Origin of the sequence: Streptomyces sp. DI166 (assembly GCF_900091315.1) — a bacterium.
GTDB lineage: Bacteria > Actinomycetota > Actinomycetes > Streptomycetales > Streptomycetaceae > Streptomyces > Streptomyces fuscus.
This window is the reverse complement of record NZ_FLSP01000023.1, coordinates 42,471-69,458: the sequence shown is the minus strand read 5'-3', so window position 1 is coordinate 69,458 and position 26,988 is coordinate 42,471. Positions and strand designations below refer to the sequence as shown.

Here is a 26,988-nt window from a genome sequence, read left to right as displayed (position 1 = left end):
GAACCGTTCAGCGCGACCCCGCCGTGGCCTGCGCCCCCGACTCCACCGGACCGCCCAGCGTGGCCTCCGCGGCGGCGTACAGGTCGGCCGGACGCACCCCGCCGAGCGCCGTGACCAGGTGGCCGTCGGGCCGGATGAGCAGCACGCTGTGCGCCGGCGCACCCGGGTAGGTCTCGGCGACCAGCAGCTCCGCCGGATGCGGCAGCGCCGCCACGGCCGCCGCCAGCCGGGGCATGATCCCGGCGGTCACCCAGTGCTTGCGGTCCCACACCCCCGTGCCCGGCGCGATCAGCAGCACCAGCAGCGCGCCCCGCCCCAGCCGGTCCCGCAGCCGTACGAACGAGCCGTCCTCCGCGGTCACCCGTACATCGGCGACCGGCGCTCCCACCGCTGTGTCGACGGAGACCTCGCCCTCCAGATGCCGGGGTGCGAGCGGCGAGTCGGCGTACGCCCCCGGCGCACCGAGCGCGCCGTGCCCCAGGTGGCCCTCGGCGAGCAGCGTGTCATGGCCCCGGGCCGAGCCGGGGACGTACGCGCGCAGCCCGCCGCCCCCGCGCAGCAGCGGAAGTGCCTGGTCGGCGGCGCGCAGCCGGGCGGCGACGACGGCGCGCCGCTCCGTCTGGTAGCTGTCCAGCAGCGCCTCGCGCGGCCCGTGATGCCAGGCCAGCGCCAGCTTCCAGGCGAGGTTGTCGGCGTCCCTGAGCCCCTCGTCGAGCCCGTGCGTGCCGAGCGCCCCAAGCAGGTGCGCCGCGTCCCCGGCGAGGAACACCCGCCCGACCCGCCAGCGCCGCGCCAGCCGGTGGTGCACGGTGTGCACGCCGGTGTCGAGGAGTTCGTACGCCGGGGTCGGGCCGTCCGACCAGCCCGCGAGGGTCTCCCGGACGCGCGCCACCAGCAGCTCCGGAGTGACCAGGTCCTTGCCCGGCGGGAGCAGCCAGTCCAGCCGCCACGCGCCGCCCGGCAGCGGACGCGCGGTGATCTCCCCGGCCGACGGCCCCGTCGTCCGCCACGGCGGCATCCGGTGCAGCAACGCTTCACCGGACCAGGGCAGTTCGGCGCGCAGGGTGGCGACGGCGTGCCGTTCGACCGCCGTACGGCCGGGGAAGCGGATGTCCTGGAGCTTGCGGACGGTGGAGCGGGGGCCGTCGCAGCCGACCAGGTAACTGCCGCGCCACCAGGTGCCCTTGGCGCCGCGGGTGTGCGCGCTGACGCCGGAGGACTCCTGTTCGATGCCGTCGACGCGGCTGTCCACCACGATCCGCACCAGGGACTCACCGGCCAGCGCCGCACGCAGGGCGCCGGTCAGGACGTGCTGGGCGATGTGCACGGGCGCGGCGGGCTTGTAGGAGACGTCCTCGGCGACGGTCTCGTCCGGGGGAGGGGTGCAGAAGGACACCCGGCGCATCACCTGCCTGCGCCGCATGGACCGCCATCCGGCCCAACGGCAGCCGGCCTGCGCCATCGGCAGACCGGTGAGCCGCTCCATGAGGGCGGCGGTGTCCTCGCGCAGTACGACGGTGCGCGCGAGGCGGGGTTCGTCCTTGCCGGGTCCCTCGTCGAGGACGACCGACGGCACCTCCTGGCGCGCCAGCGCAAGGGCGAGCGTGAGCCCGACGGGCCCCGCTCCGACGATGATCACCGGGTCCACGGCGAGGTGCCCCCTGCCCGCGGCGGTGTCCCCAGGGACAGGTGTGAACAGGAGGTTTGAGCAGGGTGCACGATCACAGAACGTATGCAACCTATTGCCGGTGCTTGCGTCAAGTGACCGAAGGCAGTGGCGATCATGCCACTGCCTTCGTGTCGTTCACACCGTGCTTCGGGTGTCGCTCAGGTCACTTGACCGGCCGTCAGGTGCCGTCGGCGGCCTTGGTGCCGCGGGGGGTGCCGATCTCCGCGGCGTTCAGCTCGTCCACTTCCTCCGCGCCCAGCACCGCCCCGGTGGAGCGCTTGCTGCGCCGCAGCCTGCCCTCCAGCCAGCTCGCGAAGCTGGTCAGGATGAAGTTGAGGACGATGAAGATGACCGCCACCACGATGAAGCTCGGGATGACGTTCGCGTAGTTGGCCGCGAGTGTGGAGCGCTCGCTCAGCAGCTCGGTGAAGCCGAGCATCACGCCGCCCAACGCGGTGTCCTTCACGATGACGACCAGCTGGCTCACGATCGCCGGGAGCATCGCAGTGACCGCCTGCGGCAGGAGAATGCTCGACATCGTCTGGCCCTTGCGCAGACCGATCGCCTGGGCTGCCTCCGTCTGTCCCTTGGGCAGGGACAGGATGCCGGCACGTACGACCTCGGCCAGGACCGACGCGTTGTAGAGCACCAGGCCGGTGACGACCGCGTACAGAGGCCGGGAGGCGCTGGGGATCTCGATGTAGCGGACGTAGAACTCGTTCGCGAACAGCATCAGCAGCAGCACCGGGATGGCGCGGAAGAACTCCACCACCGCGCCCGCCGGCACACGCACCCAGCGGTGATCGGACATCCGGGCGATGCCGAGGACAGCGCCCAACGGAAGAGCGATGACCATGGACAGCGCGGCGGCCTTCAAAGTGTTGGCCAGCCCGGGCAGCAGATAGGTCGTCCAGGCCTCGGAAGTGGTGAAGGGCTTCCACAGGGCCCACCTCAGCTGGCCCTTGTCGTCCATCACCTGCCAGACCCACCACAGCAGCAGGGCGAGCAGGACGAAGAAGACCACAGAGAAGATCACGTTGCGCCGCTTGGCCTTGGGGCCGGGGGCGTCGTAGAGAACGGACGTCATCGCTTCACCGCCAGTCGCTTGCTCAGCCAGCCGAGGAACAGGCCGGTGGGCAGGGTCAGTACGATGAACCCGAAGGCGAAGATCGCACCGATGAGCAGCACCTGCGCCTCGTTCTCGATCATTTCCTTCATCAGCAAGGCGGCTTCTGCCACACCGATGGTGGCCGCCACGGTCGTGTTCTTGGTCAATGCGATCAGCACATTGGCCAGGGGACCGATGACCGAGCGGAAGGCCTGCGGCAGCACGATGAGCCTGAGCACTTGACTGAAGCTCAGCCCGATCGCGCGTGCCGCCTCCGCCTGTCCGACGGGCACCGTGTTGATGCCGGATCGGATCGCCTCGCAGACGAACGCGGCGGTGTAGGCGACCAGACCGAGGACGGCCAGCCGGAAGTACTTGACTTCGAAGTCGTCGGGCGCGCCCAACGCCACGCCGAAGATGTCGGCCAGGCCGAGAGAGGTGAAGACGATGATGACAGTGAGAGGAATGTTGCGGACGATGTTCACGTAGGCCGCGCCGAAACCGCGCATGAGCGGAACAGGGCTGACCCGCATGGCCGCCAGCAAAGTTCCCCAGATCAGGGAACCGACGGCCGAGAGGAATGTGAGCTGCACCGTCACCCAGAAGGCGCCGAGCAGGCTCGGGTCGTCATAGTCAGAAAGAAAGTCGAACACGATCTCCCGCGCTTCCGGGTGGGTGGCGAACGTGGGGTACGGGGCGGTTCGTGTCGGGCCGCACCGCACTGACGTGCCGCGCCGCCGCCGCGAGGGTCAGGCCGACGGCGGCGGCACGGAGGGTGGAGTCCGCGTTACTGAACGATGTTGCCGATCTTCGGCGCGGGCTCGTACTTGTAGTCGGCCGGGCCGAAGTTCTCCTCGACGGCCTTTTCCCAGGCCTTGTCCTTGACCATCTTCTCAAGGGCGGCGTTGATCTTGTTGACCATCTCGGTGTCACCCTTCTTGACACCGATGCCGTAGTTCTCGTTGCTGAGCTTCAGGCCGGCCAGCTTGAACTGGCCCTTGTACTGGTCCTGCGCCGCGTAGCCGGCGAGGATCGAGTCGTCCGTGGTCAGCGCGTCAACGGCGCCGCTCTGCAGAGCCGAGAGACACTCCGAGTAGCCGCCACGCTCGGTCAGCTGCGCCTTCGGCGCGAAGTCCTTCTTCACGTTCTGCGCTGAGGTGGAGCCCACCACCGAGCACAGCTTCTTGTCGTTGAGGTCCGTGGCCTCGGTGATGTCCGAGTCCTTCTTGACCAGCAGGTCCTGGTGGGCGAGCAGGTACGGGCCGGCGAAGTCGACCTTCTCCTTGCGCTCGTCGGTGATGGAGTACGTCGCGGCGATGAAGTCCACGTCGCCGCGGGCGAGCGCGTTCTCGCGGTCCGCGCTCTTGGTCTCGACGAACTCGATCTGGTCCGGCTCGTAGCCGAGCTCGCCCGCCACGTACGTGGCGACGTCGACGTCGAAGCCGGAGAAGGAACCGTCGGGCTCCTTCAGGCCCAGACCGGGCTGGTCGTACTTGATACCGACCTTGATCTTGCCGCCACCGCTGGCGCCGGTGTCCGAGCTGCTGCTGTCGTTGTCGTCGCCACCGCAGGCGGTCGCGGTGAGGGAGAGGACGAACGCAGCGGCGGCCGCCGCGGTGACCTTGCGGAGCTTCATGGTGAACATCCTTTGTCTGGTGAAGAGAGGGCGATCCGTGAGTGCGGGTGGCGCGGAACTGCGGGGACGTCTGCGCGCCGTCAGTGGTGCAGGATCTTGGACAGGAAGTCCTTGGCACGGTCGCTGCGCGGGTTGCTGAAGAACTGGTCCGGCACAGCCTCTTCGACGATTCGGCCGTCGGCCATGAACACCACTCGATTGGCGGCCGAACGGGCGAAGCCCATCTCGTGGGTGACGACGATCATGGTCATGCCGTCCCGGGCGAGCTGCTGCATGACCTCCAGCACCTCGTTGATCATTTCCGGGTCGAGGGCCGAGGTCGGCTCGTCGAAGAGCATGACCTTCGGGTCCATCGCGAGGGCGCGCGCGATGGCCACACGCTGCTGCTGGCCACCGGAGAGCTGGGCGGGGTACTTGTCCGCCTGGCTGGCCACACCCACCCGGTCGAGCAGCTTGCGGGCCTTCTCCTCCGCCTTGGCCTTGTCGACCTTGCGGACCTTGATCTGGCCCAGCATCACGTTCTCCAGCACCGTCTTGTGTGCGAAGAGATTGAATGACTGGAAAACCATGCCGACATCGGCACGGAGACGGGCAAGCGCCTTGCCCTCGGCGGGCAGCGGCTTGCCGTCAATGGTGATCGAGCCCGAGTCGATCGTCTCCAGACGGTTGATGGTGCGGCACAGGGTGGACTTCCCGGACCCGGAGGGTCCGATGACCACGACGACCTCGCCGCGGGCGATCGTCAGATCGATGTCCTGGAGCACGTGCAACGCGCCGAAATGCTTGTTGACGCTCTTCAGGACGACCAGCTCGCCGTTCGCGGCCCTATCTTCCTTGGCCACCGATACTTCGGTCATCGCTCTCAGGCTCCGTCCTCCTCGGTTTCGGAGGACAGTAATAACCGTATCCGACCTGCGTCATTAGTCCTGAGGGGAATTTGAGCATCACGATCCGGTAGCAATCAGACACGTGTCGTAGCACTTGCGACCTGGGCGCGTACCGGGTGGATAACGACAAGCCTCGCGCAACCGGAACCCACTTGACGCCGCTGGCGTCCATCAGCGTGACTGCCATGGGCACGCGCGCGCGTGCCCGGTCGTGTTCCAGCTCGACCACCCGTACGGCCGATGAACAGGAGGGGGACGGATGAGACTGCTCCTCGTCGAGGACGACAACCACGTCGCCGCCGCCCTGTCCGCGGTCCTGGCGCGGCACGGCTTCGACGTCACGCACGCCCGTAGCGGCGAGGAGGCGCTCCAGGCACTGGTCCCGGAGGGCCCCGGCTTCGGGGTCGTCCTGCTCGACCTCGGCCTGCCCGACCAGGACGGCTACGAGGTCTGCGGCAAGATCCGCAAGCGCACCAGCACGCCCGTGATCATGGTGACCGCCCGCTCCGACGTCCGCTCGCGCATCCACGGCCTCAACCTCGGCGCCGACGACTACGTGGTCAAGCCGTACGACACCGGCGAGCTGCTCGCCAGGATCCACGCCGTCAGCCGGCGCAACGTCCACGAGGACCCGACCGGAGCCGCGGACACCGTGCTGCGGCTGGGCCCGGTGCACATCGAGCTGCCGACCCGGCAGGTCAGCGTGGACGGCTCGGTCGTCCAGCTCACCCGCAAGGAGTTCGACCTGCTGGCGCTGCTCGCCCAGCGGCCCGGCGTGGTCTTCCGCCGCGAGCAGATCATCAGCGAGGTCTGGCGGACCAGCTGGGAGGGGACCGGACGCACCCTGGAGGTCCATGTGGCCTCGCTGCGCTCCAAGCTGCGCATGCCGGCCCTGATCGAGACCGTGCGCGGCGTCGGCTACCGGCTCGTCGCCCCGGCCGCCTAGCGGGGACGGGTGCGCACTCGACTTCTCCCGCTGCTGATTGTTCTGATGGCGGCGGTACTGCTGGCGCTCGGCATCCCGCTCGCCGTCAGCCTGGCCGCCGCCCAGCAGCAGAAGGTGGTCGTCGACCGGATCGACGACACGGCGTACTTCGCCGCCGTCACCCGTTCCGTCATGGACACCTCCCACGGCCCGAGCGACGAGGGCCGCAACCTCAGCCACGCCCTGGAGAGCTACTACGGCGTCTACGGCATCCGCGCGGGCGTCTTCCTGCCCGGGGACACCCCGCTGGCCAACGCCCCGGAGACGTGGTTCCTGCCCGAGTCCGGCGAGGTGCGCGAGGCCTTCGAGGAGGCGCTGCTCAGCCGTCGTAGCCACGACCCGGAGCAGGTGTGGCCGTGGCAGCACGGGCGGCTCGTGGTCGCTTCCCCGGTCGTGCGGGACGGCGATGTCGTCGCGGTCGTCGTCACCGACTCGCCCACCGGGGACATGCGTTCGCGGATCCTGCGCGGCTGGCTGCTCATCGCCGCGGGCGAGTTCGCGGCCATGCTGCTGGCCGTCGGCGCGGCCCTGCGGCTGACCGGCTGGGTCCTGCGGCCGGTGCGCATCCTGGACGCCACCACCCACGCCATCGCCAGCGGCAGACTCAAGACCAGGGTCGCGGCGGCCGGCGGCCCGCCGGAACTCAGACGGCTGGCCCGGTCGTTCAACGAAATGGCCGACAACGTCGAGGACGTGCTGGAGCAGCAGCGCGCCTTCGTCGCCGACGCCTCGCACCAGCTGCGCAACCCCCTGTCGGCGCTGCTGTTGCGCATCGAACTGCTCGCCCTGGAACTGCCCGAGGGCAATGAGGAGATCGCGTCGGTCCAGGCCGAGGGCAAACGCCTGGCCCAGGTCCTGGACGATCTGCTCGACCTGGCGCTCGCCGAGCACACCGCGGCCGAGCTGCGCCTCACCGACATCGGCGCGCTGGCCGCCGAGCGGGTCGCGGCCTGGTCACCCACGGCCGAGTCCAAGGGCGTGGCCCTGGTCGGGGAGTGCCCGGCGACCACCGCGTGGGTCGATCCGGTGGCCCTGTCCTCCGCGCTGGACGCGGTGATCGACAACGCCGTGAAGTTCACCCCAGAGGGGGAGCGCGTCGAGGTGACCGTCGCCTCCAACGGCGACAGTGCCAGCGTCGTGGTCACCGACCTCGGCCCCGGGCTGACCGACGAGGAGCTCGGCCGGATCGGCGACCGCTTCTGGCGCAGCGGCCGCCATCAGAACGTCAAGGGCTCCGGCCTGGGCCTGTCCATCTCCCGGGCCCTGCTCTCGGCGGGCGGCGGCACCATCGCGTACGCCCATCACAAGCCGCACGGGCTGAAGGTGACGGTGCGGGTGCCGCGGGGGCCGTCGGCGGAGTGAGCCGCGGTCAGGGCTTCACGGAGCGGTAGTAGCGCCGGGCGCCCTCGTGCAGGGGGAGGGGGTCGGTGTAGATCGCGGTGCGTACGTCTACGAGCTGCGCGGAGTGGACGTGGGCGCCGATGCCGTCGCGGCTGTCCAGCACGGTCCGGGTCAGCCACTCGGCGAGCCGCGGGTCGAGGTCGTCGCGGGTCACCAGGACGTTGGCCACGGCCATGGTCGGCACGGTGGAACCGTTCTGGATGGTCCGGTAGGCCGACTCCGGCATGTTGGTGGCCCGGTAGTAGCGGGTGGCGCCGCCCTGGGCGTGCACCTTGGCGACCAGGTCCTCGTCGATCGGCACGAACCGGAAGGTCGACGTCTCCGCGATGTCCTTCAGCCCGCCCGTGGGCAGGCCGCCCGACCAGAAGAACGCGTCCAGGTCGCGCCCCAGCAGCTTGGGACCGGTGTCGATGCCGTCCGAGCGGGGCGTGATGTCCTTCTCCGGGTCGATCCCGGCCGCCTCCAGCACCTGGGTGGCGATCAGCCGGACCCCCGAGTGCGGCAGCCCTATGGCCACGCGCTTGCCGCGCAGGTCGGCGACCGACTCGATGTCGGAGTCCGGCGGCACGACGAGCTGCACGTAGTCGTCGTACAGCCGGGCCACGCCGCGCAGCCGGTCGGCGCCGGGCCCGTCCTCCAGCGCGTACGTCTCCACGGCGTCGGCCGCGGCGATGGTGAGGTCGGCCTCGCCGGTCGCCACGCGGCGGACGTTCTCCTGGGACCCGGCGCTGGGGCGCAGCTCCACCTTCAGATCCGGCATGTCCTTGGCCAGCTCGGCCCGCAGCCGCTCGCCGTACTCGTGGTAGACGCCGGCCTGGGTGCCCGTGCTGAACCTGATCGTCCCGCTCGGCGGCTTCTCCCCCAGGGGCAGCAGCCACCACAGCAGCAGCCCGAGGGCGACAGCGGCGGCGACCGCGGCCTGGACGGCGCGGCGCCTGCCGATACGGGGGAGCAGCGTGGACATGCGTGCGATCCTGCCAGGCGGTGCACCCCGCTGACCAGGGGAGGCGGGCCCGGTGGCGGCCTATAGGGTCGCGCCATGAGTTCCTCGCCCGCCGAACTGGTCCGCGCCTTCCACCACGCCTTCGGGCTCGACGCCCGCACCCGGCCCACCGAAGTCTCACCGGAACTCGCCAAGCACCGGGGTGAGTTGCTCGCGGAGGAGGCCGCGGAGGTCGCCGAGGTCTCGGTGACCGGGCCGCTCGACAGACTGGCCCACGAACTGGCCGACGTGGTGTACGTCGCCTACGGCACGGCCCTCGTCCACGGCATCGACCTCGACGCGGTGATCGCCGAGATCCACCGCTCCAACATGACCAAGCTCGGCCCCGACGGCACGGTGTCCCGCCGCTCCGACGGCAAGGTCCTCAAGGGCGACCACTACGAGGCTCCGGACGTGGCGGGGGTGCTGCGGAGGCAGGGGTGGGACGGGGGCGACCGGGTCGCTGACGGGGTGTGACGCGGGGCGTGCGGGGCTGAGCGTGGTTCACGGCGTCCCTGGGTATGGACTGGACCACTGCCACCCGTCATCATGACCAAGTCATGACAACGCGGATGAGCTTCCTCAGGGCGACCCTGGTCGCCGTACTGCTGTTAGTGCCCCTGACGTCCCTCCCCGCGCGGGCGGCGGACACACAGGAGGCGGACTGGACGGGCCCGCTCAGTACGAGGGGCCGCTGGATCGTCGACGCGGACGGCGACCGGTTCAAGCTGCGCTCGGGCAACTGGCACGGCGCCAGCGGCACCTGGAACGGATCGGGCAGTACCGAGGACGACGCCAACCATCACGCGGGCGAGAACTCCGGGCGCATCCCACTGGGCCTGGACCGCGCCCCGATGGCCGAGATCATCTCCGGCTTCCGGGAGATCGGGATCAACAGCATCCGGCTGCCGTTCTCCAACGAGATGATCCGCGACACCCGCCCCGTCACGGACGACGCCGTCGCCGCCAACCCGTCCCTGCGCGGCAGGACCCCGCTCCAGGTCTACGACGTGGTGGTCCGGGAACTGACCGCCGCCGGACTCGCCGTCATCCTCAACAACCACACCAACACCACCCGCTGGTGCTGCGGAGTCGACGGCAACGAACGCTGGAACGCCAGCCAGTCCACCGCGTCCTGGGAGGCGGACTGGCTGTTCATGGCGAGCCGCTACAAGGACAACGAGCGGGTCGTCGGCGCCGACCTCTACAACGAGGTCCGCCGCAACGTCTGGGACGACCCCAACTGGGGCCTCGGCGACAACCACGACTGGTTCGCCGCCTCCCAGCGCGTGGCCGACCGCATCCTGACCGAGGCCAATCCCGACCTGCTGATCATCGTCGAGGGCATCAACTGGACCGGCATCCCCGTCGACGGCTTCGCCCACGAGCGCCCCACCCTGGAGCCGGTGCGCCGCCTCTCGCACACCCTCGTCGACTCCGGCAAGCTCGTGTACTCGGCCCACTTCTACGGCTACACGGGCCCCAACCACAGCGGCGCCACCGGCATCGGTGAGACCAGCGACCCGCGCTACCAGGACCTGAGCCTCACCGAACTGATCTCCGTCCTCAACCGTCAGGCGTTCTACGTCGCCTCCGAGCGGGACCAGCACTTCACCGCCCCGGTGTGGATCAGCGAGTTCGGCGTCGGCGGCCGCGAGGAGAACAGCGCCAAGGCGCGCGCCTGGTTCGAGAACTTCGTCGACCACCTGATCCGCATGGACGCCGACTTCGCGTACTGGCCGCTCGTCGGCTGGCACGAGAACCGCAGGGGCAACGGCTGGGCCCTGCTGCACTGGGACGCCGAGGGCAACCGGATGGGCGTCCACGACGGCGACGACTGGCGCTCAGCCGCCTGGAGCCGGCTCATCGCCGCCCAGGGCCGCACCGGGTACGTGGCGCCCGTGGCCGACTGGTCCATGCTCAGCCCCGACCACGGCGACTTCATCGCCTCCCGGCGGATGCGCGCCCGGCCCGACTGGGACGTCGGCGCCCGCAAGGCCGTCTGCCCGGACGGACAGCGCCTGCTCGGGCTGAGCCACACCGGGAACCGGGGGCTCTGCTCCGACGTTGGCCTGTCGTCGGGGCCGACAGGCGGGTACGAGGTCGTCCTGGACGAACGCCACGTCCGGCCGGGGCAGGACTGGGCGGGCGGCTACACCAAGCTCCAGTGCCCGAGCGGCCACGCCCTGACCGGCTACAGCGTGCGCGGCGCCGCGGTCTCGGCCGCACTGTGCACGCAGGCCCCGGTCGGCAGCGCGGGCGGACGTACGGTCTGGTTCGACCGGAGCGACAACCGCGGGGCCTCGCCCAAGGGCGGCGACTTCGCGCACGGCCACTACAAGGGGCAGTGCGCGGATGACGAGTACGCGGCCGGGATCGCGTACACGGGGCGCATCGGCTCCCGCAGGACGCCGGACGCCCTGTACTGCCGTCCGCTGTGACCGCGAGGGGCAGGGGCGCTCCCGGCGCGCCCTTACCCTTGTGACATGAGCAGCATCGACCGGAGCCAGGACGTGGACGCCAAGCGAACGTATGAGGTGCGCACCTACGGGTGCCAGATGAACGTCCACGACTCCGAGCGATTGTCCGGGCTGCTGGAGGCGGCCGGGTACGTCCGCGCCCCCGAGGGCGCCGACGGCGACGCCGACGTCGTCGTCTTCAACACCTGTGCCGTCCGCGAGAACGCCGACAACCGGCTCTACGGAAACCTGGGTCGGCTCGCGCCGAAGAAGGCGTCGCGGCCCGGCATGCAGATCGCGGTCGGCGGCTGCCTGGCGCAGAAGGACCGCGACACCATCGTGAAGAAGGCGCCGTGGGTGGACGTCGTCTTCGGCACGCACAACATCGGCAAGCTGCCCGTCCTGCTGGAGCGCGCCCGCGTGCAGGAGGAGGCCCAGGTCGAGATCGCCGAGTCGCTGGAGGCGTTCCCCTCCACCCTGCCGACCCGGCGCGAGAGCGCGTACGCGGCGTGGGTGTCGATCTCCGTCGGCTGCAACAACACCTGCACCTTCTGCATCGTCCCGGCGCTGCGCGGCAAGGAGAAGGACCGCCGCACCGGCGACATCCTCGCCGAGATCGAGGCCTTGGTCGCCGAGGGCGTCTCCGAGATCACCCTGCTCGGCCAGAACGTCAACGCCTACGGCTCCGACATCGGCGACCGCGAGGCGTTCAGCAAGCTGCTGCGCGCCTGCGGGAAGATCGAGGGCCTGGAGCGCGTCCGCTTCACCTCCCCGCACCCGCGTGACTTCACCGACGACGTGATCGCGGCCATGGCCGAGACGCCGAACGTGATGCCGCAGCTGCACATGCCGCTCCAGTCCGGCTCGGACACGGTCCTGAAGGCGATGCGCCGCTCCTACCGCCAGGAGCGCTACCTGGGGATCATCGAGAAGGTCCGCGCCGCCATCCCGCACGCTGCCATCACGACCGACATCATCGTCGGCTTCCCCGGCGAGACCGAGGAGGACTTCGAGCAGACCCTGCACGTGGTCCGCGAGGCCCGGTTCGCGCAGGCGTTCACCTTCCAGTACTCCAAGCGCCCCGGCACCCCGGCCGCGACCATGGAGAACCAGATCCCCAAGGAGGTCGTGCAGGCGCGCTACGAGCGTCTCGTCGCCCTCCAGGAGGAGATCTCCTGGGAGGAGAACAAGAAGCAGGTCGGCCGCACCCTGGAGCTGATGGTCGCCGAGGGCGAGGGCCGCAAGGACGGCGCCACGCACCGCCTCTCCGGCCGCGCCCCCGACAACCGTCTGGTCCACTTCACCAAGCCCGACCAGGAGGTCCGCCCCGGCGACGTGGTCACCGTCGAGATCACCTACGCCGCGCCGCACCACCTGCTGGCCGAGGGTGAGGTCCTCTCGATCCGCCGCACGCGCGCGGGCGACGCCTGGGAGAAGCGCAACGCCGCCGAGGCGGCCAAGCCCGCCGGCGTCATGCTCGGCCTGCCGAGGATCGGCGCCCCGGAGCCGCTTCCGGTGGCCTCGGGCAGCGGCTGCGGCTGCGACTGACGCCCCCGTGACCCCGCGCTGATCCCGCGCGGGGTTACGCTGCCGATCATGCTTGTCGCCGCCGCCGTGTGCCCCTGTCCGCCGCTGCTCGTGCCCGAGGTCGCCGCAGGGGCCGCGCCCGAGCTGGATACCGCGCGCGCCGCGTGCGCCGACGCGCTCGGCGTGCTCGCCGCCGCGCGCCCCGACCGCCTCGTGGTCGTCGGCCCCGCCGCCCCGGAGGGACACGGGGCCTACCCGGAGGGCGCGCGCGGCTCCTTCCGGGGCTTCGGCGTCGAGGGCGACGTACGGCTCGGCACCGGGCAGGCCCCGGAGAACGCGCGTGAGCTGCCGGCCTCGCTCGCCGTCGCGGCCTGGCTGCTGGAGCGGACCGATTGGGCCGATGCCCCGATCGAGGGACTCGGCGTGGGGGAACCTCTGGACGCCGAGCGGTGTATCGAAACCGGAAGGGAGATCGCCGCGGGCCCCGACCGCGTGGCGATGCTGGTGATGGGCGACGCCAGCGCCTGCCGCACGCTCAAGGCACCCGGCTACCTCGACGAGCGTGCGGAGCCCTTCGACGCGGCTGTCGCGCGGGCCCTCGGCGAGGCGGACGTGACCGCGCTCAAGGAGCTGGACACCGAGCTGGCGCGCCAGCTCAAGGCGTCCGGCCGGGCACCCTGGCAGGTGCTCGCGGGCGCCGCGCAGGACGCCGGGCTGTCCGGCGCACTGCTGCACGAGAGCGCGCCGTACGGCGTGGGGTACCTGGTCGCGACCTGGTCGTAGTGGCCGCAGCGGCGGTTCCGGCGCATGCAGGGGCTGCCGTTCGGGCGAAACGGCGGACGGCCGGGAGCGGGATGCTCCGCGGCCGTCCGCCGATGTTTCCGTGCCCAGGTGCTGCGTGCCGCCGTGATCAGGAAGCGGGAGGCGGGGGGCTGTTCGGCGGGGTGGTGTCACCGCCCGTGCCGCGGCTCGGCCCCTCGTCCTTGTGCGCGAGCCGGTCCATGGCGCCCTTGGCCTTGCCCGTGCCCGACTGGATCTTCTCGCTGTACTTGCCCTTGGTCTTCTCGTCGACGACCTTGGCGGCCTTGTCCAGACCGTGCTGGACCTTGGGCCCGTGCTGATGGGCGAGGTCGGAGACCTTGCCCTTGGCCGGGCCGAGCTTGGCCTTCAAATTGTCCAGGAGACCCATCGTTCGCCTTCCCACGCGGGATCGTCAGGTGCGGGCGCCCTCGCCGGCCTCTCGGTCGGCCGCCTCCTCGGCGGACTGCTGCCTGGGGATCACGCCTTCGGCGGCTGCCGCCGTCTCCGTGCCCTCGGCCCCGGCCGAGTCCTTCGCCTCGGTGGCCTCTTCCGCCGAATCCGTCTTCTCCGTCCCGGACTCGGTGGCCGCGGTGCCGGCCTCGGTCACGGCGGTCGACGCCTCCTCCGCCGTCCTAGACCTCCGGAACAGTCGTGCCAAAACGCCCATATCAACTCCATACGGTACTCGTGCGGGCGAATTCCCGCGTCGTCCGGTGCGTCCCTTTGCGTCGCCCGGGTCGCCGCCCCTCGGGACCGGCTCGCATCTGGCAACGACGTCGGTCCGGGGCCGTCACGTAACTCGTTCGAGGTCACCCTCCGAGGTTTGCGAGACTGTTTCCGTGAGCAGCGCACCCCCGCCCCCCGCGTCATCGCCGTCGTCGGTCCCACCGCGGCCGGAAAGTCCGATCTGGGCGTCTTCCTGGCCCGAGAGCTCGGCGGCGAGGTCGTCAACGCCGACTCCATGCAGCTCTACCGAGGGATGGACATCGGCACCGCCAAGCTGACGCCCGAGGAGCGGCACGGCGTCCCGCACCACCTGCTGGACGTCTGGGACGTCACCGTCACCGCCTCCGTCGCCGAGTACCAGCGCCTCGCGCGGGAGCGGATCGACGCACTGCTCGCCGAGGGGCGCTGGCCGATCCTGGTCGGCGGCTCCGGCCTGTACGTCCGCGGCGCCGTCGACAACCTGGAGTTCCCCGGCACCGACCCCGAGGTCCGCGCCCGCCTGGAGGAGGAGCTCACCTTGCGCGGCTCCGGCGCCCTGCACGCCCGCCTCGCCGCCGCCGACCCGGAGGCCGCGCAGGCGATCCTGCCCAGCAACGGCCGCCGTATCGTCCGCGCCCTCGAAGTGATCGAGATCACCGGGCAGCCCTTCACGGCCAACCTGCCGGGCCACGACTCGGTCTACGACACCGTGCAGATCGGTGTCGACGTCGCCCGCCCCGAACTCGACGAGCGCATCGCCCGGCGCGTCGACCGGATGTGGGACGCCGGACTCGTCGAGGAAGTGCGCGCACTGGAGGCGCGAGGGTTGCGCGAGGGGCGTACGGCCTCGCGCGCGCTCGGCTACCAGCAGGTGCTCGCGGCGCTCTCCGGGGAGTGCACCATGGCCGAGGCCCGGACCGAGACCGTCCGCGCCACCAAGCGCTTCGCGCGCCGTCAGGATTCATGGTTCAGACGCGATCCGCGGGTGCATTGGCTCAGTGGGGCCGCGGAGGACCTGACCAAACTTCCGCAGCTCGCGCTGGCGTTGGTCGAACGACCGGTTACAGCCTGATCACGTCATGGCATCGGGACGCTCCGGCCGTCATCGTGGCCTCCGGCGCCATGCCATCATCGAGCTTCGATCGACCAAGTGGAGTCCGAGTTGGGAGGGCGCGTGGCGATGGAGGCCGGCCCTCGCGACACCGCACAAGGTACCGAAGCCGTCACCGGTGACCGGGGCGAACCGGAGCGGAACGACGACCGTCTCAGCCCGGACGGTCCCGACGACGACATCCAGGGCGGCGTGACCGCCGACGGCCCGGAACCGGAGGAGATGTTCCCCGACGGCCCCGAGGTCGAGGTCGAGCTCCGCCCGCAGCGCAGACTGCGTATCTGGCAGCTGGCCCCCATCGTGGCCCTGGCCGCGGTCGGCTCCCTGATGTTCGCCTTCCCGCTGGCCTTCGACTTCGGCGACAGCGGCGCCGTGATCGCCATGCTGGGCCTGCTGATCTGCTCCTGCGCGGCCGGCTGGGGAATGATGGCGGCGCGCCGCGTGGGTTACACGTGGCCCGGCCTGCCCCAGCGCGGCTCCGGCAGACGTGCGGACTGGCGCATGGTGCTGCTGTACGTCGTGGTCGTGGCCGCCGTGGTGATGCTCGCCGTGCTGCGCGTGGCCCGGCTGCGCTGAGCCGCCGGTTGCAGTTTCCGTGCCTGTCGGTGCGGCACCGTACGATCGAGGCATGAGCACGCGGATCGCCTTCCTCAAGGGGCACGGGACCGAGAACGACTTCGTGATCGTCCCGGACCCGGAGAACGCCATCGACCTGCCCCCGTCCGCCGTCGCCGCGCTGTGCGACCGGCGCGCGGGCATCGGCGGTGACGGGCTGCTGCACGTAGTGCGGTCCGCCGCGCACCCCGAGGCCAAGGAAATGGCGGCCGAGGCGGAGTGGTTCATGGACTACCGCAACGGCGACGGCTCGATCGCCGAGATGTGCGGCAACGGCGTCCGCGTCTTCGCCCGCTACCTCCAGCGCGCCGAACACGTCGGCGAAGGTGACCTCGCGGTCGCCACGCGCGGGGGCGTCAAGCGCGTGCACCTCGCCAAGGACGGCGACGTCACCGTCGGCATGGGCAAGGCCCGCCTGCCCGAGGGCGAGGTCACGGTGAGCGTCGGCGAGCGCAGCTGGCCCGCGCGGAACGTGAACATGGGCAACCCGCACGCGGTCGCGTTCGTCGAGGACCTCGCCCACGCGGGGGACCTGCTCGCGCCGCCGCCGTTCAGCCCGGCCTCGGCCTATCCGGACGGGGTGAACGTCGAGTTCGTCGTCGACCGCGGCCCCCGGCACGTCGCCCTGCGCGTGCACGAGCGCGGCGCCGGGGAGACCCGCTCCTGCGGCACGGGCGCGTGCGCCGTCGCCGTCGCCACGGCCCGCCGGGACGGCGCCGACCCCGCGGTCACCGGCACGCCCGCGACGTACACCGTCGACGTGCCCGGCGGCACTCTGGTGATCACCGAACTGCCCGACGGCGAGATCGAGATGACCGGTCCCGCGGTGATCGTCGCCGAGGGCGAGATCGACGCCGACTGGCTGGCCTCGCTCGCCGGTTGAGTCCGTTTCAGCGCCTCAACGGCCCGCTGAAACCCGTCGTACCGCAACGACTTGATATCGGTTCTGCCGGGTGCTCGGCCCGCGGAGGGGCGTCCTCCGCGGGTACCCGGTCGACGATCGAAACCCCGGTCGGCCGCAGGTCGCGGGGTTCGAAACCGTAAACCTGCGAACCTTCGCTCGAATGGGTGATCCGTTTCACGCTCGGCGAGAGGCGGTCAGCCGCGCGTGATGGGCTCGGTAGCATCAAGCACCGGCCCGGACGGGGGACCGTTGCCAGTCCCCGGAGCCGTGTCCGCCATGGGGCACCCCGTCCGCCGGTCCACGCAGCCGGAGGTGCCCATGAGTGCGGAGGCCACGAACCCCGCGACGCCCGGTCCGGTGACCGGGCCCGCAGCACGCTGGCGGGCCCGTATCGACCTGCGGCGCCTCGGGCGTGCCGCACTGCTCGGCCCGACCGCCCGCGACCGCCTGCCCGACGCCATCAGCCATGTCGTCGAGGCCCACCGCGCCCACCACCCCGACGCCGACCTCGAACCGCTGCGCCGCGCCTATGTGCTGGCCGAGTCCTCGCACCGCGGCCAGATGCGCAAGAGCGGCGAGCCGTACATCACGCACCCCCTCGCCGTGACCCTCATCCTCGCCGAACTCGGCGCCGAGACCACGACATTGACCGCCTCCCTGCTCCACGACACCGTCGAGGACACCGAGGTGACGCTCGATCAGGTCGGCGAGCAGTTCGGCGCGGAGGTGCGCTATCTCGTCGACGGCGTCACCAAGCTGGAGAAGGTCGACTACGGCGCCGCCGCCGAGCCGGAGACCTTCCGCAAGATGCTCGTGGCCACCGGCAACGACGTCCGGGTGATGTCGATCAAACTCGCCGACCGCCTGCACAACATGCGCACCCTCGGCGTGATGCGCCCCGAGAAGCAGGAACGCATCGCCAAGGTGACCCGGGACGTCCTCATCCCGCTCGCCGAACGGCTCGGCGTCCAGGCACTGAAGACGGAGCTGGAGGACCTGGTCTTCGCGATCCTGCACCCCGAGGAGTACGAGCACACGCGGGAGTTGATCGTCGAGAACGCCTCCCGCGCGGACGACCCGCTCGCCGAGGTCGCGGACGAGATGCGCACGGTGCTCAGGGACGCGGACATCCAGGCCGAAGTCCTCATCCGGCCACGGCACTTCGTCTCCGTGCACCGGGTGGCCCGCAAACGCGGCCGACTGCGCGGCGCCGACTTCGGACGGCTGCTGGTCCTGGTCGCCGAGGACGCGGACTGCTACGGCGTCCTCGGCGAACTGCACACCTGTATGACCCCGGTGGTCTCGGAGTTCAAGGACTTCATCGCCGTACCGAAGTTCAACCTGTACCAGTCCCTGCACACCGCGGTCGCCCGCCCGGACGGACAGGTCGTCGAGGTCCTCATCCGCACCCACCAGATGCACAAGGTCGCCGAGGCCGGCGTGGTCGCCCTCGGCAACCCCTACGCCCCCTCCTCCGACGAACCCGCCGACGGCGAGCGCGCCGACCCCACCCGCCCCGGCTGGCTCTCCCGCCTCCTCGACTGGCAGCAGGCCGCCCCGGACCCCGACACCTTCTGGTCCACCCTGCGCGAGGACCTCGCCCAGAACCGCGAGATCACCGTCTTCCGCGCCGACGGCGGCACCCTCGGTCTGCCCGAGGGCGCGAGCTGCGTGGACGCCGCCTACGCGCAGTACGGCGAGGACGCCCACGCCTGCATCGGCGCCCGTGTGAACGGCCGCCTGGCGACCCTCAGCACCGTCCTGAAGGACGGCGACACCGTCGAGCTCCTCATGGGCCAGGACCCCGCCTCCGAGCCCTCCAGGGAGTGGCTGGAGCACGCCCACACCCCCGCCGCCCGCATCGCCATCCAGCGCTGGCTGGCCGCGCACCCGGCCACCGGGGAGGAGGGCGAGCGCCCCGCCGAGAGCGCCCCAGCGCCCCGCCCCACCACCGAGGCGCTGTCCACGGAGGGCTCCTCGACCGCCCGTCCGGCCGCCAATGTCGTGGTCGACCAGCCGGACGCGACGGTACGGCTGGCGGGCTGCTGCACCCCGGTACCGCCCGACGAGATCACCGGCTTCGCGGTACGCGGGGGAGCGGTGACCGTGCACCGCGTGCTGTGCACGGCGGTCGCGCGTATGAAGAGCACAGGCCGTCCGGAGATCGCCGTGCACTGGCGCGGCACGAGCGAATGCCGGGTGACGCTGGTCGCCGAATCGTTCGTCCGCCCGCATCTGCTGGCCGACCTCACCGAGGCGATGGCCACGGAGGGCGCGGAGATCGTGTCGGCGACGGTGGAACCGCCCACCCAGCAGCGGGTCCGGCACACCTACACCGTCCAGCTCCCGGACGCCGCCGACCTGCCCGCCCTCATGCGGGCCATGCGGAACGTGGCGGGCGTGTACGACGTCAGCCGGACGCAGACCCAGCCGGGCATGTCGTAGGGGCCGAGCCGACCCCGTTCGGGTGGGCCGGGCGCGCGTCGCCGCCGCCTTGGCCGTTCCCGCTGGTAGCGGTGGTCCATGCCGCACACGTCCCGCAAGGCCAGCGCCCTCCTCGCCTCGGCCGTGACCGTCTGCCTGGTCGCCGCCGCCGCCCCCGCCGAACCCCTGGGCGTCGGCGACCGTCTCTTCCCGCACCTCGGCAACCCGGGCTACGACGTCGCCTCGTACGACCTGTCCTTCACCTACGCGGGCAGCAACAGCGAGCCCCTCCAGGCCGTCACCACCATCGACGCCTGGACCACGACGACCCTCGACCGCGTCAACCTCGACTTCGCCCACGGCAAGGTCCACTCCGTGGAGCTGGACGGCGAGCCCGCCGCCTTCACCACCGCGGGCGACGACCTGGTCGTCACCCCGGAGGACCCCCTCACGCGGGGCAGCTGGATGCGTATCACCGTCCGGCACACCAGCGACCCGAGGCCCGCCGAGGACCGCGAGGGCGGCTGGGTGCGCACCGCGGACGGCCTGGCCATGGCCAACCAGGCCGACGCCGCCCACCTGGTCTTCCCCGGCAACGACCACCCCTCGGACAAGGCGATGTTCACCATCAGGGTGTCCGCCCCGAACGGATACACCGCCGTCGCCAACGGCGTCCCCACCGACGTGGACCGCACCCGCGCGGCGACGACCTGGACCTACCGCACCCAGCACCCCATGGCCACCGAACTCGCCCAGGTCTCCATCGGCCGCTCCACCATCCTGCGCCGCACCGGCCCGCACGCCCTCCCCGTCCGTGACGTCGTCCCCACCGCACACCGGGAGAAGCTGGAGCCCTGGCTGAAGAAGACCCCCGACCAGATCTCCTGGATGGAGAGCAAGGTCGGCCGCTACCCCTTCGAGACGTACGGCGTGCTCATGGCGGACGTGGACACCGGATTCGAACTGGAGACCCAGACCCTCTCCCTCTTCGAGAAGGGCCTGTTCACCGACCGTTCCTACCCCGCCTGGTACGTGGAAGCGATCATGGTGCACGAGCTGGCCCACCAGTGGTTCGGCAACAGCGTCAGCCCCCGTACCTGGTCCGATCTGTGGCTCAACGAGGGGCACGCCACCTGGTACGAGGCCCTGTACGCGGAGGAGAAGGCCGACCGCCCCCTTCAGGCCCGTATGAAGGCCGCCTACAGCGTCTCCGACCGCTGGCGCGCCGCGGGCGGGCCCCCCGCCGCGCCCAAGGCCCCCGACCCCGGTCGCAAGATCAGCATCTTCCGGCCCAACGTCTACGACGGCGCCGCGCTCGTGCTCTACGCCCTGCGCCAGGAGATCGGCCGCCCCGCCTTCGAGCGACTGGAACGCACCTGGGTGGTCCGCCACCGGGACGGCAACGCCTCCACCGCCGACTTCGTCGCCCTCGCCTCGACCATCGCCGGACGCGACCTGACCGGCTTCCTCCACCCCTGGCTGTACGGCGAGAAGACCCCGCCCATGCCCGGCCACCCGGACTGGAAGCCGGTCGCACAGGCGCGGCCCGCAGTCGCGCCCGCCGCGACGGCGGCGCCCCCGGAATAAGGCGGTGACGAGACGCCTCGTGCCGTGCGACCATCTTCGGGTCGGCGCGGCACGGGGCCCGAGGGCCCGCACGGGCCCGCAGAGGTTCCGAGGGAATCTCCCGGGGCACTCGTACGTTGTGCACAATGACGCCGAGCACGCATCCTCTACGACGTAAGGATCCAATGACCTCCTCTTCTTCCCCTTCCCAGGACTCGCAGCGCCTCGCGCACAACTACGCCGAAGGTCTTCGGGCCGATGCCCTGATGGAAGAGGACGTCGCCTGGAGCCACGAGATCGACGGAGAGCGGGACGGCGACCAGTTCGACCGCTCCGAGCGCGCGGCCCTGCGCCGCGTGGCGGGCCTCTCCACCGAGCTTGAGGACGTCACCGAGGTCGAGTACCGCCAGCTCCGTCTGGAGAGGGTCGTGCTCGTCGGCGTCTGGACCACCGGCACCGTGCAGGACGCGGAGAACTCCCTCGCGGAGCTCGCCGCCCTCGCCGAGACCGCGGGCGCACTCGTCCTCGACGGCGTCATCCAGCGCCGCGACAAGCCCGACGCCGCCACCTACATCGGTTCCGGCAAGGCCACCGAGCTGCGGGACATCGTTCTCGACACGGGCGCCGACACCGTCATCTGCGACGGTGAGCTCAGCCCCGGCCAGCTCATCCATCTCGAAGACGTCGTCAAGGTCAAGGTCATCGACCGTACGGCCCTGATCCTCGACATCTTCGCCCAGCACGCCAAGTCCCGAGAGGGCAAGGCGCAGGTCGCGCTCGCGCAGATGCAGTACATGCTGCCCAGGCTGCGCGGCTGGGGTCAGTCGCTGTCCCGGCAGATGGGCGGCGGCAAGGGCGGCGGCCTCGCCACCCGTGGTCCCGGTGAGACCAAGATCGAGACGGACCGGCGACGGATCCGCGAGAAGATGGCGAAGATGCGCCGGGAGATCGCGGAGATGAAGACCGGCCGCGAGATCAAGCGCCAGGAGCGCAAGCGCAACAAGGTGCCCTCGGTCGCCATCGCGGGCTACACCAACGCGGGCAAGTCCTCCCTGCTCAACCGGCTCACCGGCGCGGGCGTTTTGGTCGAGAACGCCCTGTTCGCGACCCTGGACCCGACCGTGCGCCGGGCCGAGACCCCGAGCGGCCGGCTCTACACGCTGGCCGACACCGTCGGCTTCGTCCGGCACCTGCCGCACCACCTGGTCGAGGCGTTCCGCTCCACGATGGAGGAGGTCGGCGAGTCCGACCTGATCCTGCACGTGGTCGACGGTTCGCACCCGAACCCGGAGGAGCAGCTGGCCGCCGTGCGCGAGGTGATCAGGGACGTCGGCGCCACCGACGTACCCGAGATCGTCGTGATCAACAAGGCCGACGCGGCCGACCCGCTGACGCTCCAGCGGCTGATGCGGATCGAGAAGCGCTCCATCGCCGTCTCGGCCCGCACCGGCCAGGGCATCACGGAGCTGCTCGCCCTGATCGACAACGAGCTGCCCCGGCCCTCGGTCGAGATCGAGGCGCTGGTGCCGTACACCCTCGGCAAGCTGGTCGCCCGTGCGCACGACGAGGGCGAGGTGATCTCCGAGGAGCACACCCCGGAGGGCACCCTGCTCAAGGTGCGGGTGCACGAGGAGCTGGCGGCGGAACTCATGCCGTACGTCCCGGCTCCGGCTGTGTAGACGGCACACACGGCTACGACAGAAGGCCCGCCTCCCTTTCCCGGGAGGCGGGCCTTCTCACGTCGGGGTCACTGACCGCCGTAGGTCTTGCTCATGTTCTGGTACAGCGCTTCTGCGTTCTTGCCGAGCTGCGGGCCCGCGAGCCAGGTGTTGTCCTGGGGGCCGATCGAGGTGTTCGACACCAGCTTGGTCTCGCCGTCCACCACCCGGAACCAGCCGCCGCCGGACGAGCCACCCGTCATCGTGCAGCCGATCCGGTACATCGTCGGCAACGTCGGGCTCAGCGACAGACGGCCGGGCTGATCCAGGCACTTGAACATCTTCAGACCGTTGTACGGCGGCGCCGCCGGGTAGCCCCAGGCGCCCATGGTGCCGGACTCGGTCGCGGACGGCGCCGAGAAGTCCACGTCCAGCGCGGCGCCGACCGTCTCCTCCAGCGACTTCGCGCCCTGCTCCGGCTTCACATGCAGCACGGCGTAGTCGTACGCCGCACCCGCGCCGCCCGAGGACGAGCCGCCCTGGATCCACTCGTTGGAGGTGGAGGCCCAGTCCGCCCACCAGTTGCCGTAGGGCGCGATCTGCGTGGAGCCGGCGTTGGCCAGATCCGTCTCGGACTTGCCGAGGTCGTTGTAGGCGGGGACGAAGACGATGTTGCGGTACCAGCCGCCGTCACCGCCGGCGTGCACACAGTGCCCCGCCGTCCACACCAGGTTGGACTTGCCCGGGTGGTTGACGTCCTTGACCACCGTGCCGGAACAGACCGCCGGTCCGTCCGGGGAATCGAAGAAGACCTTCCCGACGGGCGCGGCGTTCTCGTGGTACGGCGTCTTCTCGGCCGTCGCCTCCACGGGCGCCGGCTCCGGGTCGCTGACGCCCTGGTCGGCGGAGGCGTCCTTGACCGAGATCGTCTTGTCGGCCGCCTTGGCGGACTGCATCCGGTCGGGCTTCCACAGCCCCTCGATCACCGGGTTGACGAAGTCCTTGGCCTCACTGAGCCACTTGTCCTTGTCCCAGTCCTGCCAGCCGCCGTCGGCCCAGGCGTCGACATCGATGCCGTGTTCCTTCAGCTTGTCGGCGATGCCCTGAGGCACGTCGACCTTGTCCTGACCGGCCTCCTGGGAGGCGCCGGGCCCGCCGCTCGCCTTGTCGCTCGCCTTGTCGTCGGAACCGCCGCACGCGGTCGCGGTCAGTGCCACGGCCGCGAGGAGCGCGGTGGCGGCGAGGCGGGTACGTGTGGAACGCATTGGTGCGATGACCCCCGTAGAACTGCTCTGACTGATGCACGCGTGCCGGGCACGCGACTCCCCACTATGCCCGGGGAGTTGAGGGCGAACGGCGGTGGGACCGTGAAGGTTCCGGTCCCACCGCCGTCCTTGCTCACTGGCCGGCGAACTTCCCGCTGACCTCGTCGAACACGCCCTTGGCCTCCTTGCCGAGCCGCGGCCCGGCAAGCCAGCCCGACTCCACCGGGCCGATGGAGGTGTTGGACACCAGCGCGGGCTTGCCGTCCGACCCCGTCGCGACCCAGCCACCGCCCGACGAACCACCGGTCATCGTGCAGCCGATCCGGTACATCGTCGGGTCCGTCTTGTTCAGCGACAGCCGGCCCGGCTTGTCCTGGCACTGGTACAGCTTCTGCCCGTCGTACGGCGGCGCCGCCGGGTACCCGGTCGCGGTGATGCTGTCCACCTCGGGCACGGCCGGGGCGTTGAAGTCCACCGGGAGGGCCGAACCGACCATCTCCTCCAGCGACTTGCCGCCGCTGCCCTCCTCCGGCGTCACATGGATCACGGCGAAGTCGTACGAGGCACCGTCACCGCCGGTCGCACCGCCCTGCTCGATCCACTGGTCCGAGGTCTGGACCCAGTCGCCCCACCAGACCCCGTACGGCGCGATCTCCTCGCGCGTGGCGCTCTCCAGCTCCGCCGTCTCCATGGAGTCGTTGTTGTACGACGGCACGAAGGCGATGTTCCGGTACCAGCCGCCGCTCTTGCCCGCGTGGACGCAGTGGCCCGCCGTCCACACCAGGTTGGACTTACCGGGGTTGGCCGGGTCGGCCACGACAGTCGCCGAGCAGACCATCGTCCCCTCGGGCGAGTCGAAGAACACCTTGCCCGCGGTCGGCTCGCTCTCGTGGTACGCGGCCGGAACGGCCTTCGCGTCCACCGGAGCCGGCTCCGGGTCGGTCACGCCCTGGTCACCGGAGAGGTCGCTGTCGTCGACACCCTGGTCCGGCTCCTCGGCCTCGCGCATCCGGTCCGGGTCCCACAGGTCCTCGATGATCGGGTTGACGAAGTCCTCGGCCTCGCGCAGCCAGTCGTCCTTGTCCCAGTTCTTCCAGGCGCCGTCCTTCCACTTGTCGAGGTCGATCCCGTGCTCCTGGAGCCGGTCCTTGATGTCGTCCAACGAGATCTTGCCGTCACCCGCGTCGGCGGTGGCCGAGGCGGCGATGTCGGCGGCCTCGTCGTCCGAGTCACAGGCGGTGGCGGTGAGCGCGAGGGCCGCGACGAGGGCGACAGCGGCAGGCAGGGGGGTTCTGCGCCGCGCGCCCCTCCCTCGGCGAGCAATGAAGGACGGGCGTATCGATCGCATGAGTCTGACTCCCCCTGAGGTGAACGAACCGGGCGGCGCTGCCGCTGTCCCGCGCCACGGACGGCGACGGGAACGGCAACACACACTATGCGCTCGCTGTGGGGGACTTCCGACGGAACGGCAACGGTTCCGTCACGGCAAGGATCTTGAAGCAACCCGTAACCCCGTGCGTGCTCCGGGGTTGGTAGCGGTGGGGGTTCTGCTGTCCGGAGGCGACCCCCTGCACCCATTTCCCCGCACCTTCGAGTGAAGGCTCGCGGGGGTGCGTATGTCGGGACGGGCGAGGACACAAGGGACTTGCTCGCCCCAGAACGGCGGGAGGTCGGGGAGCGTTGGGCGTGGACGGGGTACGGGGAGGGGCCGGAGCCGGGGTGACCGGGGCGGGGGTACGCACAGCCGGGGGGCCTGTGGCGGGAGTTGGTGAGGAGGACCCGGAAGAGGGTCACACCGAGGGCCGCGCGGGCGCGTCCGGGGCGCGTGCGCCGGGCGGGCGGAAGCGCGGGGGGAGTGAGGGCAGTACCGGCGCGCGCCTGCCCTGGCACGAAGGGATCCTGCGGCGGCAGGCGGCGCGCGAATCGTCGGCACGCACCTACGCGCGGGCCCTGCCGATCGTGCCGGTACGGGCGCGCGGGATGACGATCGAGGGGGCGGACGGACGCCGGTACCTGGACTGTCTGTCCGGTGCCGGAACACTCGCCCTCGGCCACAACCACCCCGTCGTGCTGGAGGCGATCCGCAAGGTCCTGGACTCCGGCGCCCCGCTGCACGTCCTCGACCTCGCCACCCCGGTGAAGGACGCCTTCATCACGGAACTGTTCCGCACGCTGCCTGCCGGACTCGCCGACCACGCACGCGTGCAGTTCTGCGGACCCGCCGGGACCGACGCCGTGGAGGCGGCGTTCAAGCTCGTCCGCACCGCCACCGGCCGCGACGGACTGCTCGCCTTCACCGGCGCCTACCACGGCATGACCAGCGGCGCCCTCGAAGCCTCCGGCAACGCCCCCGACGTACGTGTCGCCCGACTGCCCTACCCCCAGGACTACCGCTGCCCGTTCGGCGTCGGCGGCGACCGCGGTGCCGAACTGGCCGCCCGCTGGACCGAGTCCGTCCTCACCGACCCCAAGTCCGGCGTGCCGCACCCCGCCGGGATGATCCTCGAACCGGTCCAGGGTGAGGGCGGAGTGATTCCGGCCCCCGACGCCTGGCTGCGCCGGATGCGTCAGCTCACCGCGGACCACTCCGTCCCGCTCATCGTCGACGAGGTCCAGACCGGCGTCGGCCGCACCGGCGCCTTCTGGGCCGTGGAGCACAGCGGCGTCACCCCGGACGTGATGGTCCTCTCCAAGGCCATCGGCGGCAGCCTCCCGTTGGCGGTGGTGGTCTACCACGAGGACCTCGACGTCTGGGAGCCCGGAGCCCACGCGGGCACCTTCCGCGGCAACCAACTCGCCATGGCCGCGGGCACGGCCACCCTCACCCACGTCCGCGAGAACGGCCTCGCCGACCGCGCCCACCGCCTCGGCGACCGCATGCTGACCGAACTCCGCCGCCTGCGAACCGACTTCACCTGCGTCGGCGACGTCCGGGGCCGAGGTCTGATGATCGGCGTCGAGCTGGTCGACCCGTCGGGGGAGCCGACGCCGAAACAGCACCCGCAGCCGACCGAGAACCCGACTCCGGCGGACCGAACCTACGAGCCCCTGCCACCGGCCCCCGAACTCGCCGCCGCCGTCCAGCGGGAGTGCCTGCGCCGAGGCCTGATCGTCGAACTCGGCGGACGCCACAACAGCGTCGTACGGCTCCTGCCGCCGCTCACGATCACCGACGAGCAGGCCACCGCGGTCCTGGACCGTCTGACCGACGCCGTCCAGACAGCCGCCCGCACCCACACGCAGACCAGGCTCCGCCCCTGACGGCCGCCCTTCCACCACCGGCTT

At 71.0% G+C, this 26,988-nt stretch carries 23 protein-coding genes; 13 read left to right on the top strand and 10 right to left on the bottom strand.

Annotated features, from left to right (window positions below; all coding sequences use genetic code 11):
• Positions 1-7: 7 nt before the first annotated feature.
• The 5 genes from GA0115233_RS14100 to GA0115233_RS14080 all read right to left on the bottom strand — a co-directional run bounded on the left by GA0115233_RS14100 (position 8) and on the right by GA0115233_RS14080 (position 5,270).
• The gene (locus GA0115233_RS14100; RefSeq protein ID WP_093720530.1) at positions 8-1,648 is read right to left on the bottom strand and encodes an FAD-dependent monooxygenase; all 1,641 of its coding nucleotides are present in this window, start codon (positions 1,646-1,648) and stop codon (positions 8-10) included.
• Positions 1,649-1,847: 199 nt separating this feature from the next.
• A complete protein-coding gene (locus GA0115233_RS14095) occupies positions 1,848-2,756 on the bottom strand; it encodes an amino acid ABC transporter permease (RefSeq protein ID WP_093720529.1) in 909 nt (302 codons plus the stop codon).
• Complete coding sequence (locus GA0115233_RS14090; protein ID WP_093720528.1) at positions 2,753-3,430, bottom strand: amino acid ABC transporter permease; 678 nt, start codon at positions 3,428-3,430, stop codon at positions 2,753-2,755. The genes GA0115233_RS14095 and GA0115233_RS14090 overlap by 4 nt, the downstream gene beginning before the upstream one ends.
• A gap of 134 nt (positions 3,431-3,564) precedes the next feature.
• Positions 3,565-4,413, bottom strand: coding sequence for a glutamate ABC transporter substrate-binding protein (locus GA0115233_RS14085; protein WP_176711771.1), 849 nt, complete (start codon positions 4,411-4,413; stop codon positions 3,565-3,567).
• Positions 4,414-4,493: 80 nt separating this feature from the next.
• Positions 4,494-5,270 carry an amino acid ABC transporter ATP-binding protein gene (locus tag GA0115233_RS14080; protein WP_093720526.1) on the bottom strand — a complete coding sequence of 259 codons (777 nt, stop codon included), beginning with the start codon at positions 5,268-5,270 and terminating at the stop codon, positions 4,494-4,496.
• Between the two features lie 289 nt (positions 5,271-5,559).
• Between GA0115233_RS14080 and GA0115233_RS14075 the strand changes: the two genes are divergently transcribed.
• Both GA0115233_RS14075 and GA0115233_RS14070 read left to right on the top strand, forming a co-directional pair.
• Positions 5,560-6,246, top strand: a complete 687-nt coding sequence (locus GA0115233_RS14075) for a response regulator transcription factor (protein WP_093720525.1) — start codon at positions 5,560-5,562, stop codon at positions 6,244-6,246.
• A 9-nt stretch (positions 6,247-6,255) separates the two neighbouring features.
• A complete protein-coding gene (locus tag GA0115233_RS14070) occupies positions 6,256-7,647 on the top strand; it encodes a sensor histidine kinase (RefSeq protein WP_107406431.1) in 1,392 nt (463 codons plus the stop codon).
• Between the two features lie 7 nt (positions 7,648-7,654).
• On the opposite strand, the gene GA0115233_RS14065 is transcribed toward GA0115233_RS14070, so the two are convergent.
• A complete protein-coding gene (locus tag GA0115233_RS14065; protein ID WP_093720524.1) occupies positions 7,655-8,650 on the bottom strand; it encodes a TAXI family TRAP transporter solute-binding subunit in 996 nt (331 codons plus the stop codon).
• A gap of 75 nt (positions 8,651-8,725) precedes the next feature.
• Between GA0115233_RS14065 and GA0115233_RS14060 the strand changes: the two genes are divergently transcribed.
• The 4 genes from GA0115233_RS14060 (at position 8,726) to GA0115233_RS14045 (ending at position 13,437) form a co-directional block, all read left to right on the top strand.
• Positions 8,726-9,145 (top strand): MazG nucleotide pyrophosphohydrolase domain-containing protein, encoded by a 420-nt coding sequence (locus GA0115233_RS14060; protein WP_093720523.1) that lies wholly within the window; start codon positions 8,726-8,728, stop codon positions 9,143-9,145.
• Between the two features lie 83 nt (positions 9,146-9,228).
• Entirely contained in the window at positions 9,229-11,109 is a 1,881-nt protein-coding gene (locus tag GA0115233_RS14055; protein WP_255310178.1) for a glycoside hydrolase family 5 protein, read from the top strand.
• 45 nt (positions 11,110-11,154) lie between these two features.
• The gene (miaB, locus tag GA0115233_RS14050) at positions 11,155-12,675 is read left to right on the top strand and encodes a tRNA (N6-isopentenyl adenosine(37)-C2)-methylthiotransferase MiaB (RefSeq protein WP_093720521.1); all 1,521 of its coding nucleotides are present in this window, start codon (positions 11,155-11,157) and stop codon (positions 12,673-12,675) included.
• A gap of 48 nt (positions 12,676-12,723) precedes the next feature.
• The gene (locus GA0115233_RS14045; RefSeq protein ID WP_093720520.1) at positions 12,724-13,437 is read left to right on the top strand and encodes a class III extradiol dioxygenase subunit B-like domain-containing protein; all 714 of its coding nucleotides are present in this window, start codon (positions 12,724-12,726) and stop codon (positions 13,435-13,437) included.
• Positions 13,438-13,564: 127 nt separating this feature from the next.
• On the opposite strand, the gene GA0115233_RS14040 is transcribed toward GA0115233_RS14045, so the two are convergent.
• Together GA0115233_RS14040 and GA0115233_RS14035 are read right to left on the bottom strand one after the other, a co-directional pair.
• Positions 13,565-13,843: an antitoxin gene (locus GA0115233_RS14040; RefSeq protein WP_093720519.1), complete on the bottom strand. Its 279-nt coding sequence runs from the start codon at positions 13,841-13,843 to the stop codon at positions 13,565-13,567.
• Positions 13,844-13,867: 24 nt separating this feature from the next.
• Positions 13,868-14,062, bottom strand: a complete 195-nt coding sequence (locus GA0115233_RS14035) for a gliding motility protein (protein WP_308313530.1) — start codon at positions 14,060-14,062, stop codon at positions 13,868-13,870.
• 216 nt (positions 14,063-14,278) lie between these two features.
• Between GA0115233_RS14035 and miaA the strand changes: the two genes are divergently transcribed.
• From miaA to hflX, 6 genes are all read left to right on the top strand, one after another.
• Positions 14,279-15,232: a tRNA (adenosine(37)-N6)-dimethylallyltransferase MiaA gene (miaA, locus tag GA0115233_RS14030; protein WP_093720517.1), complete on the top strand. Its 954-nt coding sequence runs from the start codon at positions 14,279-14,281 to the stop codon at positions 15,230-15,232.
• A gap of 108 nt (positions 15,233-15,340) precedes the next feature.
• Positions 15,341-15,847 (top strand): hypothetical protein, encoded by a 507-nt coding sequence (locus GA0115233_RS14025; protein WP_093720516.1) that lies wholly within the window; start codon positions 15,341-15,343, stop codon positions 15,845-15,847.
• Positions 15,848-15,899: 52 nt separating this feature from the next.
• A complete protein-coding gene (gene dapF, locus GA0115233_RS14020; protein ID WP_093720515.1) occupies positions 15,900-16,769 on the top strand; it encodes a diaminopimelate epimerase in 870 nt (289 codons plus the stop codon).
• Between the two features lie 339 nt (positions 16,770-17,108).
• Positions 17,109-19,235 (top strand): RelA/SpoT family protein, encoded by a 2,127-nt coding sequence (locus GA0115233_RS14010; RefSeq protein ID WP_093720555.1) that lies wholly within the window; start codon positions 17,109-17,111, stop codon positions 19,233-19,235.
• 78 nt (positions 19,236-19,313) lie between these two features.
• Positions 19,314-20,801: a M1 family metallopeptidase gene (locus GA0115233_RS14005; RefSeq protein ID WP_093720514.1), complete on the top strand. Its 1,488-nt coding sequence runs from the start codon at positions 19,314-19,316 to the stop codon at positions 20,799-20,801.
• Between the two features lie 164 nt (positions 20,802-20,965).
• Positions 20,966-22,459 carry a GTPase HflX gene (gene hflX, locus GA0115233_RS14000; protein WP_093720513.1) on the top strand — a complete coding sequence of 498 codons (1,494 nt, stop codon included), beginning with the start codon at positions 20,966-20,968 and terminating at the stop codon, positions 22,457-22,459.
• 68 nt (positions 22,460-22,527) lie between these two features.
• Here hflX and GA0115233_RS13995 read toward each other — a convergent pair whose 3' ends face one another.
• Entirely contained in the window at positions 22,528-23,703 is a 1,176-nt protein-coding gene (locus tag GA0115233_RS13995; protein ID WP_093720512.1) for a trypsin-like serine peptidase, read from the bottom strand.
• A 133-nt stretch (positions 23,704-23,836) separates the two neighbouring features.
• Positions 23,837-25,051: a trypsin-like serine peptidase gene (locus tag GA0115233_RS13990; protein ID WP_093720511.1), complete on the bottom strand. Its 1,215-nt coding sequence runs from the start codon at positions 25,049-25,051 to the stop codon at positions 23,837-23,839.
• Positions 25,052-25,581: 530 nt separating this feature from the next.
• Here GA0115233_RS13990 and GA0115233_RS13985 point away from each other — a divergent pair.
• Positions 25,582-26,964, top strand: a complete 1,383-nt coding sequence (locus GA0115233_RS13985) for a diaminobutyrate--2-oxoglutarate transaminase family protein (RefSeq protein ID WP_093720554.1) — start codon at positions 25,582-25,584, stop codon at positions 26,962-26,964.
• The last annotated feature ends 24 nt before the right edge of the window (positions 26,965-26,988 follow it).